10 protein-coding genes are annotated in these 16,264 nt (G+C 44.7%); all 10 read right to left on the reverse strand.

The genetic code is table 11. The features are described from left to right. Window positions 1-3: 3 nt before the first annotated feature. The 10 genes from PCIT_RS13600 to PCIT_RS13645 all read right to left on the reverse strand — a co-directional run bounded on the left by PCIT_RS13600 (window position 4) and on the right by PCIT_RS13645 (window position 16,260). Window positions 4-1,209 carry a hypothetical protein gene (locus tag PCIT_RS13600; protein WP_010367968.1) on the reverse strand — a complete coding sequence of 402 codons (1,206 nt, stop codon included), beginning with the start codon at window positions 1,207-1,209 and terminating at the stop codon, window positions 4-6. Beyond that, complete coding sequence (locus PCIT_RS13605; protein ID WP_010367970.1) at window positions 1,206-3,239, reverse strand: DUF4815 domain-containing protein; 2,034 nt, start codon at window positions 3,237-3,239, stop codon at window positions 1,206-1,208. The genes PCIT_RS13600 and PCIT_RS13605 overlap by 4 nt, the downstream gene beginning before the upstream one ends. A 9-nt stretch (window positions 3,240-3,248) precedes the next feature. Beyond that, window positions 3,249-3,731, reverse strand: coding sequence for a hypothetical protein (locus tag PCIT_RS13610; protein WP_010367972.1), 483 nt, complete (start codon window positions 3,729-3,731; stop codon window positions 3,249-3,251). 283 nt (window positions 3,732-4,014) lie between these two features. Next, a complete protein-coding gene (locus PCIT_RS13615; protein ID WP_010367974.1) occupies window positions 4,015-5,007 on the reverse strand; it encodes a DUF4376 domain-containing protein in 993 nt (330 codons plus the stop codon). Window positions 5,008-5,188: 181 nt separating this feature from the next. Next, complete coding sequence (locus tag PCIT_RS13620; RefSeq protein ID WP_040698334.1) at window positions 5,189-8,626, reverse strand: hypothetical protein; 3,438 nt, start codon at window positions 8,624-8,626, stop codon at window positions 5,189-5,191. Between the two features lie 346 nt (window positions 8,627-8,972). Further along, window positions 8,973-9,521 (reverse strand): phage tail-collar fiber domain-containing protein, encoded by a 549-nt coding sequence (locus PCIT_RS13625; protein ID WP_010367977.1) that lies wholly within the window; start codon window positions 9,519-9,521, stop codon window positions 8,973-8,975. Between the two features lie 613 nt (window positions 9,522-10,134). Next, the gene (locus PCIT_RS13630) at window positions 10,135-11,019 is read right to left on the reverse strand and encodes a hypothetical protein (protein ID WP_010367979.1); all 885 of its coding nucleotides are present in this window, start codon (window positions 11,017-11,019) and stop codon (window positions 10,135-10,137) included. Window positions 11,020-11,087: 68 nt separating this feature from the next. Then, the gene (locus PCIT_RS13635) at window positions 11,088-12,296 is read right to left on the reverse strand and encodes an IS256 family transposase (RefSeq protein ID WP_192992771.1); all 1,209 of its coding nucleotides are present in this window, start codon (window positions 12,294-12,296) and stop codon (window positions 11,088-11,090) included. Between the two features lie 62 nt (window positions 12,297-12,358). Beyond that, complete coding sequence (locus PCIT_RS13640; protein WP_010367208.1) at window positions 12,359-14,779, reverse strand: hypothetical protein; 2,421 nt, start codon at window positions 14,777-14,779, stop codon at window positions 12,359-12,361. A 476-nt stretch (window positions 14,780-15,255) separates the two neighbouring features. Next, a complete protein-coding gene (locus PCIT_RS13645) occupies window positions 15,256-16,260 on the reverse strand; it encodes a phage tail protein (protein ID WP_010367209.1) in 1,005 nt (334 codons plus the stop codon). Window positions 16,261-16,264: the final 4 nt, after the last annotated feature.

Genomic DNA, 16,264 nt, shown 5'->3' on the forward strand with positions numbered 1-16,264 from the left:
TCCTTAGGTTGAAAACGCCCTCAAATTACGCACTCTTGGCCTGCTTGACGCGGTGCCAGTGAGTACCAGTTTTACACGTATACTGTCTTGTTCGATATTCGTTAACCGGCAATCTATTTGCTGCCAACTGTCAGCCAACTCTTGCACTGCATCCACCTCTAACTTAGCCCAGCTCAAGCCACTCTCTGTTTGCTTTTCAACAAACACGTTCACGGTGGCATTGGTGGGTAAATTCGCTTCAAAGCTCACAGTAAACTGCCCGCCTCGACGGCAATTAATCGCACGGGAAATATAATCGGCTGAGGGAGTAACAACGCCTTTGGCGCATTGGCTATCGGCAAACAGTATGGGGCTCAATGTTTGGCTACCGCTCAAATGGGCTTTAACGCTTAATTGCCCCGTAAAGGCCGCGGGTAATTGTGCTGGCTGCCATTCTTGCAAGGTTTGTGTGCTAAACGCGCTGTCATTACTGCTAATGGTAAATTCAACATCGGTGTTGGCACTAGGCCGCTGCACAACAGCCAACGCCATTACATCGGTAATTTGCTCAGCGCTCACGCTCCCCAAATCTAGTGTTTGCGTTGTGTCAGTAAACTTGGCGGCTTTCAACCTAAAGGTTAAATCGCGCGTTTGATGCGGCGTCCAAGTACTGGCGTTACTCGACGACAGTAATACTCCCACCTGATAAGGCTGACTGGTCACCCAGCCTGTTTGCGCGTCGAATTGGCCCAGCTCTGAGATGGCCACTTCGTGCTCAGCCCCATCGGTTAATACCACAATGGCGTATTCTTGACCGGCTAATAAGTACACTGGCGTAAAACTAAAGCGTGTAAATTGCTCACCTAGGTGGATGTCAGCACTATCTACGCTGGTTTGCGCAAGTACGTTTTGCGTTGGCACACCTTGCACTACCTCGCGAATTTGTACTTGTACCGCTTCTGGGCCTTTGGCTTTAAACCATAAGTCCACCGCCGCAATAAAGCGGTTTTGCTCAAGGGTAAAAGTTTGTGCGAGTGGGTCGTAGCGCTGAGTAATTAAGGTATTTACTTGGCGCATGGTTTCAACACGAATGGTGCCACTGCCGGTATAAACCGCGCTGCCGTTTGATTTACCCGCGCCTGTAAACTCTACCCGCTTTCTGCCTGCCGGAATGTTACTTGGAATGGTAAAACGCCCTGTAACTTCTCCTTGCTGATTGGCTTTTATCATGATGTTGCCTCCGCAGTCACCGTAATGCCATCAAATGTGACTGACTCTAATTGTTCATTTGGGCCAAAGCCTTTGAGGGTAAATGCCACCGAGCGAGGGCGTAAAAACTCAACTTGCTGAACTTGCGTGCCCACCCGCTCAACGGTCACACGGCTGGTAATACGTTGAATTCGCCCGCCGCCTTGGGTAAACCGCCGCGTAATTGGGCTCGACCACACTTGTTGTGTTTGAGTCCAATGATCAACACTTGGGGTAAGGGTTACCCTAGCTGGTACTGGTTCAAACGCTTGATACGGGTTCACTTTCATACTACCCGTTTGGCTGGTTTGTACTAAGATGTCTTCAAGTTCAAAAGGTAATAACTTAGCCTCACTGGTTTGATTAAGTGCATCAACTTCCACATCAATAGGCAACAGCAGCTCACCATCAATGATCGCTGCGCTTTGTACACGCCCGGCATCTCGTAAATCATCGTCTAAAAACGGGTCTACAAACACCCCATATTTACTGGTTGCGTCTTGAATGTTGGTGTCGTTGCGTAAACGCTCAATTGCCAGCAAATGGTATAAATCGCTGATCTGTGATTGCATATAATGCATATCGGCCATGTTTACCGCTTGAATCGCGGCAAGCTCAATGCGCGGTAGGGTATTTCCCCATCTTTGGTGTACAAATGCCAAAGGCAAATGCTGCTCTGGCACTTGTGGTTTAACTGGGTTGCGTATGGCTGAAGCACCTTGAATACATGTCACTTCACCGCGTGCGTTGATCACAATTAAGTCTATACGAGGCATGAAATAGGTATAATCTACCCGTATTTCTGTTTCGGGGATCACTTGGCCGCCATCAGGTAACTGTTGCGTTACCGTGTAGTGCGTCTCGCTGTTTACCAATGCCGAATGAGGTATATCAACATTGTACTCGTATTCTACAAAATACGTGCTGCCAACAACGGGCTCTTCGCCCCCTAATTGCCATGAAATATCATTGCCCGTAAAGGTAAAGCTAATGCCTTGACTATATACTGTGTCACCTTGAGTGACCGACACTATGCGTTTTACACTTAGATCGGGTAATAGGTCTTTACCACCTTGCTCACTTCCCCGCGTCATCTGTACGGTTTTTTGCGCAGTAACAACAACCTGTTCAACGCGCTTTACAGGGAAAAAGTCGAACGGAATGTCCATGTTGCCTTGTTCATTGGGCACAAAGTTGGTCGGCTCATTCGATATTTCACGCTCTTGTGGCACAATATCAAACGCAGCCGACACTGCCGTATCAAACGCTACTTCATAGCCATTAATGTGCGCTTTACCCTCTTGCACACTAAAATACTGCTTGGTAACCTCATCAACAGAGTGTGTTTTTAAGTAGCGCAGTGCCAACCCTTCAATCACATAACTGCCGCCGTTCGACTCTCGATCGTACCGGGCCAATGCCAAGGTCACTGGGTCTTGCTTAGACGTACCACTATTTTGTAATACATGGCCATCGTCGATGTGATAGACCGTATAAAACTCACTTTGCTCGGCGTCGTTAAGTTCACTGGGCGTGTCACTTTTACCCCAATGCCCCGTCACTTTTAATCGCGCTGCACCCGGTTCATTAAAGTTTTGGGCAATAACGGGCGAGTCTTTGCCTGCTGGGTCTAGCATGTCTGGGTCGGTGAGTTCAGTAACCACCGTGCGCGTTAACCACACCCCCACGCTCTCTTTTCCGCTGAGCGATATAGGCAACTGCGCTGCTGCAATAGTCTGTACCTCACCATTTAAATAAACTTGTGCATCGCCTAACTGCACCCTTTTTTTGCTGGCATCTACCGCTATGGCACCACCCGATACCACACTGCCATTTTTTAGCAGTACATCACCCAACCCTTTTACTTGCTGGCTAACCTGTAACTGTAAGTCGTTTAGCTCACGGCTTTGTAGCCCTTTTCCGGCCCTAAACAACAATTGCTGATACTGCTTATCTTTGTCATAGCTTTGGTAATATTCGTCACCTAAGGCATTGTTTATATACTCTGTCATAGTCGAACCTTAAAAGCTGAGTACAAATTCAAAGGTTTCTCGTACCCCTTGGTCGCGATACATCGCTGGGCGATGCTCAAGTAACATCAGTACACCTGGATCAGCAATGCCGCTGGGGGCATGATAAAACCGACCCGCTGGCTCACTGCTATGCGGTTGCGTACCTACCATTAACCCAAGTTCACGAATGGTTTGTTCAAGGCCGTCGGTAAAATCATAATTAAACTCACAATAAATGTGCGGTGTGGCTTGCGTACTGGCTTTGAATGTTCCTTCAGGCACTTGTATTTCACCGTTGGTGTCGGGCTCGCAGTATAAAACCCGGCGCGCTTTACGATACCCCAAGGCCTGCGTTAACTGGGTGCTGCCGCTTTGTTCGGTCACAGGGGTTGTGTCCCATTGTGGCTGACCACTGCCCCATGCTAAATATATACTTTGTGCTTTAACGGCTTTAGCCAATTCAATTCGGCCCACTCGCGTTAATATGGCCACTATGACCTCCTATTATTTTCATCAATTTGTATTGGGGCTGACAGGGGTTTTACTCATTTATAACAATGCGTAAAACAACTTGGCCACCTCCAAAAACCCAAAAAGCCCCGCCAGAGGCGAGGCTTTTAACTGTGTTAGTCACATCATGTAGTTGCTTTATTACCTACAACACTCGTCGCTAACATACTTCTATCTAAAGCACTGATACCTAAAGTACTGATATATAAAGTACTGATACTTAAAGTACGGATGTCCAAAATGCAGGTAACTAACACACAGCAAACTAGAGCGCAGGCACCCACAGCGCCGACTGCTGCTCTCCCGCTTGTTTACAAGCCTCGAACAACTGCTTTTTATTTACTTGCACCACCTCATTATTGGCCAACACCCACATGGTGGTTTGCGTCTCATTCATCAGCAATAATGCACGTGCCATGCGCTGTTGGCTTAGCTCGTCGGCATCAAATTCCATGCCTTCTACAATAACTGTTTGTTGCGCCACTTTACGTGCTCGACTGGCTTTAAACCGTGTGCGCTGTACTTGTGCAATATATTCTGCACTGTGTGCCTCAGTTGCAGGGTAAATACGTAAAATATGTGCCGCATCGTCATACTCTTTACGTTGTGCTTGTGTTTGTGTTGTGAGTTCTAAATCAACCTCAACATACTCAGTGCGGTAACAACTGCGGCGCAGTGCCATGTCTATTTTTGGCTGCTGTGGTAGCTCAGGCACGTCGACCAAAGCAGTTTCTGCCCCCTCATTTACAGCCGAGTTTTCCGCCGAGCTTTCAGCCATATTCTCAGCCGCAGTTACCGTCGCATTATGTGCAAGTGCGTCATCGCGCTTGGCTTGCGCTATAACAACTTCCAGCTCCCATTGCTGGTATGCTTCGACATGCTTGGCTTGTTCAAATGCAATCGCTTGCGCTAGTGCTGCGTCAATCTCTGATTGCGAATGGCGCAATGCCATTTTAGTCAGCACATCTTCATAACTGATTGGTGTGATCTGTGCTTCACCCGAAGTCAATTCGCTTGCATCGCCTTCTTGCTCAGAGGTTTGTTGCGCCGCATCTTGTATTTCAGGCATTTCTACAGTGTGTGCTGGGGTGCCCGTCGCGGCTGATCCTGTACTGTTTAATTCCGTATTTTCTAATTCCGTACTTTCTGATTGTGAGTTTTCTGATTGTGCATTTTCTGGTTGTGTATCTTGCGTTTGTTCAGGCATCAAAGCGCCCGTATCGGCTGCATTCGCCGAATTTTGATCATTCTGTTCCATGATTTTCCTTATGGCACCAACGCCCATAACTGTGCGTCAGTGGCCCTATTAAAAAGAGATAACTGCAAAGTGAGTGACTTAACAGGTGATAAATTACTGAGTCATACCTAAAAAGGTCATAACTAAAAAGGTAAGAGATTTAAAAGTTGATAAGTAAAAAAGTGATAACTCTAAAAATGCATTACCCGTGGTGCGCAATGCCAATCGGTATTTGCGTATGATGGCAAAATACCTTCACCGTATTGCCGTTCAGGTCGGTTTTAACATCTTCACCATTGACGATAGGAATCACTTGGTCGTCGCCCCAACGGCTCTCGAATGCCCGTAGCAAACCGTTTACATTGCCGTGGTCAATTACCTGACCAGTAGAATTAATGGTGTAGCCGTCAAAGTCGTGTTTGCGCCACGTGGTACCTACATGATTTTCTATTGCAATGATTGGCCTATTAATTAAGGCATTATCAAACCCTTTGAACAGATACACCTTGCCTTTTGTAATCGAGCCTGTAGGAGAACCTGCATTAATTACAGTCATATTAGCTGTTGTACGAGCTGTATATTTCAATTCAGCACCGTGGAGCTGAAAATACAGTAGCCCGTCTTTCTCTGTGACGGTTGAGAGTGCTTTAACTGCTGGTGAACTATCGTTTGGTGTATCTAAACTCAAAGGAGTATGAAGTGGTTCGTCTCCAATAGCTGACGTCCAACCTAAAGTCCCAGCAGGAGCATAGTTAGTATGTTTTGTTACAGGCACATACTCCTGTAAATAAGCCCCCCCTTCGCGTTTACCAATATTACCAGTTAAAGATGCCTGTAGCCTGTTACCATAATCAACAAGTCTGGATTGGGTAGCATACACATTACCCACATCACCCACTACAACAGAGCTGTTTGAAGGTTCTGTGAAATTTGAAGGGGATATATATTCATATAAAGTAACCTGTGTTGCTGGCATATTAGTGAAAACAGTACTATTGGCTGTAGGGTTACTTAGTAATATATTGGAGGATGTCCAAGAAGTGCCATTATTAGTAGTATAAGACCTCTGTATATCAGAGCCTGACCCACTATATTTCTTATTTAAAGGGAATTCATCTATGATGCCGTTAGGTATTTTAGGGATCCACTGCCCAACAATCCCATCAGGGAACGTAGCGGCAATCCGTTCAGGGTCTCCGATTATATCTACCCAAGGGAGTGAGTCGAATTCAGCCGTTTCATTTTCGGTTGGCATTAAAATCTCTGCGCTGATTGTCTGCGCTGCACCTGTGCTAAACCAGTTATTGTTACCTGTATTGGGATTAATACAACCAATATGATTTTTACTATTCATAATTTGAAATTTATTTAAATATAGCCATTCATTTAACTGTACTCCTCCGGCATAGCTCGCCAAGTCTGTATCTCCTGCGTCAGTAAATTTGATCGCAATTGAGGCCCCTTCAAAAATAGCTCCGTTTTCTAATGCTGAAATATACTTTCTGGCATTGTAGTAAGTACCTTCTCCAATCAAAGTAGACAAAGAGTTTATTGAGTGTATATAAATCGCAAAGCCTGAACTTAAACATTTCCCTTGGTTAAATACAGTAAAAGGAACCTTACCCTTACCTCGCATCTCACCAGTAACAGCCTTACGTATACTTTCTTCCCTTAACTGAATCATATCAAGCTTATTGGCATTGAGGCGTAAGTCTTCTACCTGCCCTGCGTAGATTGCGTCGTAAAATTTATACTGATCAGATCGGCCAGTAATACCTGAACCATTAACATGAGCCTGTTTTAATTTACCAGAAAAATCCCTATTGGAATCTCCGTATGCCACTCCGCGGGTAAAAGGGTATACTCCAGTAGCAACATTAAAGCAGTCTGATGTTCTATTGGGTTCATTCAACTTCTCATCATACCAATGAACAGCAGCATCACCACCACTGGATATAAATGTACTACAACCCATCGGATTATAACTAGGATGATAAGCACCTTGGTTCATGCGTTGCACTAGTGCGATAGGCACTCCCATAACTCTAGAGTTTATACTGTAATCAGAGGTCTCAGCCTCGACTATTCCCTTATCACTCTTCCTATCAAAACTACCAGCATGGTCTTTAGATAAAAAGACTTTAGTTGATATTGATGTAGCATTTCCTTGCACAAAAGTTATTCTTTTTGATGAAGAAGAACCATATCGTGACCATTCAGTCACATTACTATATCGACCTGTTGGATATAGATTTATCCAATCATCCCCAAGCCCTTCAACAACCCGTATTCTATAACGCACTTGAATGTAGGCTTTGGCCTCTGGGTCATAATAAATATTGTGCGCTGGGTTCGCCAATAACTTAGCGCGATTTGCTTCTGACAAACTAGACCATTTGGCACCATAGCCAGTGGTATCGGCATCCCACTCGCCAAATGCACTGTACCCTTGTGCCACCAAGTTATTTAACAATACGATACCATCGTAAGAGTTAGCACCGTATTGCACATTACCTAGGGGGTAGACCACATCTTTATCAGCAATTTTTTCATGCCACGACTCAAGAAATACCAGATCTTTACGGGAAGTAATGACTTGTTCTGTTGCTGGAATGACTGATACTGAACTTAGAGAAAATATTTGGTTTGCTGTATTGGCTTGAACAAGTACATATGCTGTTGACTTGTCTGGTGTAAATTCAACTTCAAACGTTCCTGTCTCACCTGCATTTACATTAATTCTTCCCCATGCACCAGTGAAACTTGGCGATCCAGTTGCACATATTGATATACTACTAGAACTGACATTATTAACCGATACAACTAACTTATGTGTAATTCCATTATCTATTGTTATTGGTCCTTGGGTGACTTTTGTATATCGAGCACCAGTACCATCGGCATTTAAACTACCATCTGTGATATTATACCCTGTTGGGACGGTCCAATCACCGTTATCGCCTTTTCTAAAATCCCCATTCTTAACTAATCCCTCAAAAGCCTCCGCAGCACTTGCATGTTCAGTTACAATACCGGTCGCTGAATCGTAGGTTTTAGTCCCGTCAGGGGCAGCGGGAAACTTAATCCGGTTCATTAAGTCCAAATTACTTGAGTTAATTAGGCTTAATTTATGCGTTACACCATCAATCACACTTTCTGGATAATCGGTGTTTGACACTCCTTGAGGGCTTGTGCCTTGTGAACCCATTAGCAACTCGTTAGCATACCCCGTAGACAACGCTGATTGATACAAGCCATTATTGATCCATTTTGGGCTCCAACGACCTTCGGGTTGATAACACTTCCCCCACTCCACAAAGCCACTGCCTGCATACTGCTTTTTTCTTATGTCTCGCAAGGCATCAAACTGTGCTTTGGTCATCACATGGGGGTTGGGGTTAATTTTTTCAGCGTCGGCGATAATGGTAGCCAGTGTATCTACCTGATGGGTGTTGCCTGCTAAGTCTTTAAATGCCACTTTACCGGTTTTGGTGCGCCAGTCGTCCATCACGCTGTGGTTTTGCGACACCACTTCAATGGTGTCTATGCCGTCTTTTACGCCCTCTATTAATTGGTTTGCTAAGTCGGCGTGTTTTGCTGCTTCTAGTGCAACATTTGAGAGTGTTTTTTCTAAGGTCATACAAGTTCCTCGATTAAATTCCTTTTAATTCTGCGAGCTTAATGACAATGCAATGCTGCTAAAAATCGTGAATTAAAAGGTACCTATTTGCCTAAGTAAATGCCTAAGTAAATACCTAAATAAATGGCTACATACTTGGCTATATACTTGGCTACATACTTGGCTAATAGATATGACTCATCGCTATGGCACTGTCTGTTTAACGGTGCTTTTTTCTGCCCGCTTTAAGTTACATAAATACGATGCGTGCCACAGCGGTGTTTTTGATCACTCAATTTGCATTAAATATGAGTGGATGTGCGTTATTACTAAAAGTGCGCTGTTTAAATAAGCGCGCGGTATACCCTTAAAAACCCGCTTTGCGTAAGCGGTCTTCAATCAGCATATTGCTATGTGCTTGCTGTATGAGGTTTTTACCTTGTAATAACTGTGCATGAGTCAAATTTGCGAGTTCTTCTGCCATAAAAATATTGGCGTTGTTTACCCCTACTTCAAAATGAATATTTTGTGTGGGCAGCGCCGAAACATCGAGGGTAAACATTTCTACCCACGCCGCATTGGCGGCTTTATGATTAAGTTGTTGATTTGGAATACTGTACACCGCCACTAAGGTCTGTTCAGACCAAATGCCGATTTCTTTTACATCGTACGTTAGCTCGCCATCAAATAAAGCGCTAAAACGCAATTGATTATTGTTGAGCTCTTCAGCACCACCAATGGGCACGATTTGTTGTTGTTGACGTAATGACGTTTGGGTATCACTGGGCGTATACGCTTCACTGCCCGCCGACACATGGGTGATTGGTAAGTCCAACCCCTGCTGTGACGCCGATAAAAGTTTAGCTAGCCCTTGTTTAGTCCAAACTACCGCCGAATAAGTTGTCGATGTAGTCATGGCTTTCTCCATAAAAAAGGGGTGAATACACTGTATTTTATCGCGCCAACCACACAGCACTTTGCCAAGCGCAACCGCGTGCTAAGTGATATAGGTTGTTAGGGTGATTAAATACAGAATAAAGTAAGTTGATTGCTTGCAAGCGCATAGCTAACTTTGCGTTAGCCCTCAGCAAACTGGTATTCTAATAAATACAGTCACAACTAAGCCTGTGCTCACAATACCGCTACTATACCCCCATCTTTAGCAGAATAACGGGCAACTTTGCCCTCGCCATTTTACGTCTCACATGTGAGAAATTTCAATAATACACATTGACTCTCAAACACTTAGAAAAACCCGCTGTACAACCCAATAAATCACTTCGTATCAGTAACCCGGTACTGGTTTACAGTTACTGATTTAAAGCTGCTTGGTAAACACCGCTTATTAAAAGTCACTTAAAGCGTGATACAGGGGCTTTTTATGTCAGTTTTTTTATATAACGTCCTTTATGCCACTAGCTCTTGCGTGAGCAGCCTTTATGAAGCCAGCCCTTTTATAAGTTGCCCTAGGCTGAGGGGCTATACCCTCAGCCTAGTACGTATAAGCTTGCTTGTTTTAAACGAGCAGCTTAGTTACTGGCAATACCCAGTGGTATTTGGGTATGATGACAAAACACCTTGACCGTATTGCCGTTAAGGTCGGTTTTAACATCTTCTCCGTTAACGATAGGAATGACTTGATCGTCGCCCCAATGGCTCTCGAACGCACGTAGCGTAGAATACGCCGTACCAGTGTTAGTAACAATTTTACCTAAATCATTTAAGGTAAAACCATTATAAGAATTAGCGTTCCAAGTGGTTCCTGCGTTATTTACTAATGCGATCATCGGCCTATTTATTAATGAGTTATCAAATCCCTGAAACAAGTAAACATGACCTTTTGTAATTGGACCTGTAGGAGAACCTGCATTAATTACAGTCATATCAGCTATTGTGCGAGGTGTATATTTCAATTCAGCACCGTGCAGCTGCAAATACAGTAGCCCGTCTTTTTCAGTGACGGTTGAGAGTGCTTTAACTGCCGGAGAGCTATCGTTTGGTGTATCTAAACTCAAAGGAGTATGAAGTGGTTCGTCACCAGTAGCAGACGTCCAACCTAAAGTCCCAGTAGGAGCATAGTTAGTATGTTTTGTTACAGGTACATATTCCTGTAAATAAGCCCCGCCTTGGCGTTTACCAATATTACCAGTTAAAGCTGCCTGTAACCTGTTACCATAATCAATAAGTCTGGATTGGGTCGCATACACATTACCCACACCACCCACTACAACAGAGCTGTTTGAAGGTTCTGTGAAGTTTGAGAGGGTTTCGTAGGTAACTAGTCCTACATGCCCATCGCCCCAAGTATCCTGTATATTATTAGTGATTGAATCTACAGAGGAGGTGACTTGTTGCCATGTAATACCGTCATCCGTAGTTCGCGTAGCATTCCCGATAGTACTAATACCTTTCATAGAGGCAGGGAATATTTGACTGGTGGAAGCCGTTGACCCTGTAAATAATTCTGTGTAACTGCTCTTAGTTACAAGTATTCAGTTAGTCGGTCTTCAAACATAATCATAAAACGGTTTAGAGCTTGCTTCCAGTTATGAATAGGCATTGTCCACCTCTTGGAAGCATCCATTATCGCTAAGTACACCACCTTGCTAGCGGATTCATCTGTCGGGAACAGTTTACGTTTCTTGGTCGCTTTTCTGATCACACTGTTCAGAGATTCAATAGCATTTGTCGTGTAGATAGCTTTACGAATATCTTGAGGGTAGCTAAATAGAGTATTGAGATTATCCCAATGAGCCGTCCAGGAGCGGCTGATTTGAGGGTACTTTTCATCCCATTTATCACCAAAGTGCTCTAACGCCAACAGGGCTTCATCTTCCGTTGTTGCTTGATAGATTTCTTTTAAGTCAGCGGTAATTGCCTTGTAGTCTTTCCATGGGACGTATTTCATTGAGTTTCGCACCATGTGTACGATACAGAGCTGAATTTGAGTTTTTGGATAAACAGCGTTGATGGCATCAGGAAAGCCCTTCAGGCCATCTACACACGCGATGAGGATATCATTCACGCCTCGATTTTGAAGTTCGGTGAGCACGCTAAGCCAGAACTTCGCTCCTTCGGTTTCGGACATCCACATCCCAAGAAGTTCTTTCTGACCTTCCATATTTACGCCAAGTGCGAGATAAATGGCTTTGTTGATAACCTGTTTATTCTGGCGTACTTTCACGACGATGCAATCGAGATAAACGATGGGATAGACCGTATCAAGCGGGCGAGATTGCCACTCAACCACTTGTTCTAAAACAGCATCTGTAACTTTAGATATTAGACTGGCGGAGATATCCGCATCGTACATTTCTTTGAATGTTGCGACGATTTCACGGGTGGTCATTCCTTTGGCATATAGGCTTAAGATCTTGTCGTCCATCGATTGAAATCGGGTTTGATGTTTACGAACAAGCTTGGGTTCAAAGGACGCGTCACGGTCACGAGGGACTTCTAACTGGATCTCACCATCGTCTGTAATTAGGCGTTTAGATGAGTAGCCATTTCGACTGTTACTATCGTTAGTTGGTGAGTTTTTTTCGTAACCGAGGTGCTCATTAAGTTCAGCATTTAAGGCTGTCTCAACCGTCACCTTGGTTAACATTTTCCTAAAGTCATCAAGATCAGAAGGAGTCTTAATCGACTTAGCTGCTTCGCGAGCGAAGGCTTCTAGAGCTTTCTTATCCATATTGCTTATCCTCAGCCATTACTGGCTTAATTATAAGCAGATACACAATTTAAATTACAGGCTCAAGCCGTTGGAACTACAGGAACCCACTGCCCAATAACCCCATCAGGGAATGTGGCTGCAATTCTTTCAGGGTCTCCGATTATATCTACCCAAGGGAGTGAGTCGAATTCGGATGTAGTTTCATTTACTTTCCAATATTCAGAAGCCAATTGGACACCCGCAGTAACACCCAGATCATCTACAGGTTTTACGTTACTAACACCCTCAGTTGTAGCGCGGATAAATGAACCTGCTTCCTCATATATTGTTGCTGCAATCCAAACACTAGAACCTTTCGGTTTAATCCAGAATATATCACCAATACCCATACCATATGTATTTGTTATATTAGGTCCATACACTACAAAGTGATACGCATCTGCATAGTAAAGACTTTTATTTATGAACGTATTTCCGTTGTCGTGCATTGCCTTACCCCAGAAAGGAACCTTACCCTTACCTCGCATCTCACCAGCGACAGCCTTTCGCATACTCTCTTCACGTAACTGATTCACATCAAGCTTATTGGCATTGAGACGTAAGTCTTCTACCTGACCTGCGTAGATGGCATCGTAGAACTCATATTGATCTGCGCGGCCTGTGCGAGTAGAACCACCACCGATATTACCCGCCCCTTGGCTGAATGTGAAGCAATCTAACGTGCTAGTAGGTAAAAAGACACTAGGGTGGTACCATTTATTAGCAATAGCCATATCTCCACTTAGCATCAAGCTACAACCCATCGGATTATAAGTCGGATGGTAAGCACCTTGGTTCATACGCTGTACGAGGGCGACGGGGATAGCAAAACATTTACCTTCACAACCTGCATTAGAAGTATTCCCTTCATAAGGACCTGCGGGGGCTGTAGCTCTAAACCTACCAAGTTGACTTTCTGCTGCATTCCACTGGTCATGATACCTTCCCGCATTATTATTAGAAAATCTACCATAATCCATAGATGTACTTCTATTACCTCTAACTGCAACCTGAGCGCTATTAGGATCGCCATACCTCATTGCACCTCCGCCAGAGTCTTTATAAGGTGTAATTGTGGCCCAATCATCCCCAAGTCCCTCAACAACCCTAATACGATACCTAACCTGAATTAACTCATCAGCTTCTGAATCGTAATAGATATTGTTTTCAGGGTTATCTATCATCTCTTTTTTACGAGCTTCAGACATCTCTGACCATCTACGACCATACCCTTGCGTGATGGTATCCCACTCACCAAATGCGCAATAGCCTTGTGCAATACCATAATCAGTAAGTTTATTCAGCGCCATACCCTTGCCAAATGACGTCGCACCATATTGCACATTACCCAGTGGTACGAATAAATCTTTATCAGAGATTTTCTCATGCCAAGTTTCAAGGAATACTAAGTCTTTACGTGAGGTGATAACTTGTTCTGTGGCAACATGGTATGAAATATCTCTTACAGAGAACGAATCTGTGCCTCTTGCCTGTAAAGCTTGCCCTGTGCCAGTAGGTAATCTAGTTACAGAGTAATTAGTCCACTGATCTGTGATGACGACCTCGGTTGGACCAGCGTTACCTAGGTGAACCCATATGGATTCGCCGCCGACCGCACCTTTAGCCGAGAAGGAAAATGTATATTGTGTTGATGCATCATGAGGTTTACTTTGAGCTATACTAGTATTAGGGCCAGAGCCAGTGACAGAGGCTTCACCTGTTGTGATAGTCCAACCAGTATCTTTAGACCAAGAGCCGTCATCACCATTTCTGAAATCGCCGTTATCTATCACCCCTTCAAAAGCCTGTGCAGCACTTGCATGCTCCGTTATAACACCTGTCGCTGAATCGTAGGTTTTAGTGCCGTCTGGGGCTGGGGGGAATTGTATTTGTATATTATTAGCAGCTTCAGTCGCGTTGAGAGCGGTGCCTTTAATAAGATGTGATACACCATCAATGACAGCGATAGGGAATCCAGAATGTGATGATCCTGCATCAGACACATTATTACGACGACCCCAGCGCATTTCTTTAAAATACGGCCAAAGACCTTCATTCACTGTGCCGTCTGCTCCACTACCTGCCCAATGCTTCCCCCACTCAATAAACCCACTGCCTGCATACTGCTGCTTACGCAGCTCGCGCAACGCGTCAAATTGGGCTTTACTCATCACATGAGGGTTGGGGTTGATTTTTTCACTGTCTAAAATCAGTTTTGATAGCGTATTAACCTGTTTATTTTGGCCTTGTAGGTTTTTAAACGTCACGGTGCCGTGTTTGGTTTGCCAATCGTTCATGGCTTGGTAGTTACTGTCTACAAAATTATGGGTGTTTTGAATGTCGCCTTTTACTGCGTCAATTTCGGCTAAGCTACTGGTTACACTTTTTGCTAAGCTTTGGCTTGTATCTGCTAGCTCTGCTACGTCTACTTGTAGCTGTGTTAATCCGGCTTCAATGGTCATTGGTGGGTCCTTAAAGAAGGTAAATCTGATCCGCTGTGGGAAGGTAAAGTAAGAAATGTCGTCGTAGGCGAGGTTTTATACCTCGCATAAATTTGGCTTTATGCCTCGTATTATTAAATGCGCTGCGCCATCCGCTGCGGTGTTAGATGCCAACAAGCGCGACGTAAAGTCGCGCCTACGTTTAACTACATAACCGCTATTTTTATGGCAACACCGCCGCCCGTAGGCGAGGTTTTATACCTCGCATTATTTAGGTTTTATACCTCTCGTTATTTGAGCGCTGCGCCATCTGATACGGTTGTTAAACACCAATAAGCGCGACATAAAGTCGCGCCTACGTTTAATCACATAACCGCTGTTTTTACGGCAACACCGCCGCCGGTAGGCGAGGTTTTATACCTCGCATTATTTAACCGTGGTGCCATCCGATGCAGTGTTAAATACCAACAAGCGCGACGTAAATTCGCGCCTACGGTTTATGAGGTAGGTACTTTTGAGGTCATGTTTAGGCTACCAAAATTCATACGGCCTGTATTTGCGCCTGCAAAATACAAGGGGCGTACTTTTCGTATTTGGCTGTGGGCAATCACCGCTTTGCAAAGCTGGCCTTGGTTGCCATTCACTTGGCCCAGTGAATCACCAAACCAACCGCCTTGCCACGTGCCAACCCAATGGCGCTGAGCTAGCACCTTTTGTTGGCTATAAGTTCGGTAACGCACAATGTGGTTAGGCAAGCGAGACGGTACGCGGCCACTTAAATAATATCGCCATGGTTGTACGGTATCTAATTGCTCGCTGGTTTTTACCCGTGTGCGCTGATGGCCAAAGTGTAATTGCTGCGCTGAAGCATCAATTAACTGGCGGTTATAGCTGGCAAAACTGGCTTTGCAAAGCACTTTGCCATGCTCTTTAACCAGCACCCCAGAGTGGTCTGACAGTATATGCCCAAAACCCGCTCTTTGCCCTGATAGCGTTTGATTGCGTACATCATACCCATTGTATAAACGCGTCAGTTTAGCGCTCACCGGGGCGGAAAGTTGCGCCAATTTGGTCACATTACTGGTGCGGCCTTTTGGTAGCTCCCCTAAGTCGAGCTGGTAGGTGTAATGATGCCGACCAGAGTCGGTGTTTTCAATCGTTACATTGGGTAAGTCAAGCCAGCCCAGTGCCATTTCTAAACTTTTAGGGGTACCGCGAATGCGCTGCCATGCCAACCCATCTTTTAACGTTTGTCGTAAATTGGGGCTATAGGGTAATAGTGCCTCTAGGCCATATTCCCACACCAGCCACATTAATAACGCGTCGTTTGGGTCAGCTTTTAAGCTGTTTAATTGCGCAATGGCATTATCATACGGCGCATGTTGCTGGCTGAGTAACGCTTGTTGCTGTAATTGACTATGGTTGGGGGGTAAAAGCTGTTGCTTGGGTCGTTCGTCGTCGGTGGGTGGTGCGGCTGTTGGCATCATGGGCGTCACTTGCATAAGT

Source organism: Pseudoalteromonas citrea (genome assembly GCF_000238375.3).
GTDB lineage: Bacteria > Pseudomonadota > Gammaproteobacteria > Enterobacterales > Alteromonadaceae > Pseudoalteromonas > Pseudoalteromonas citrea.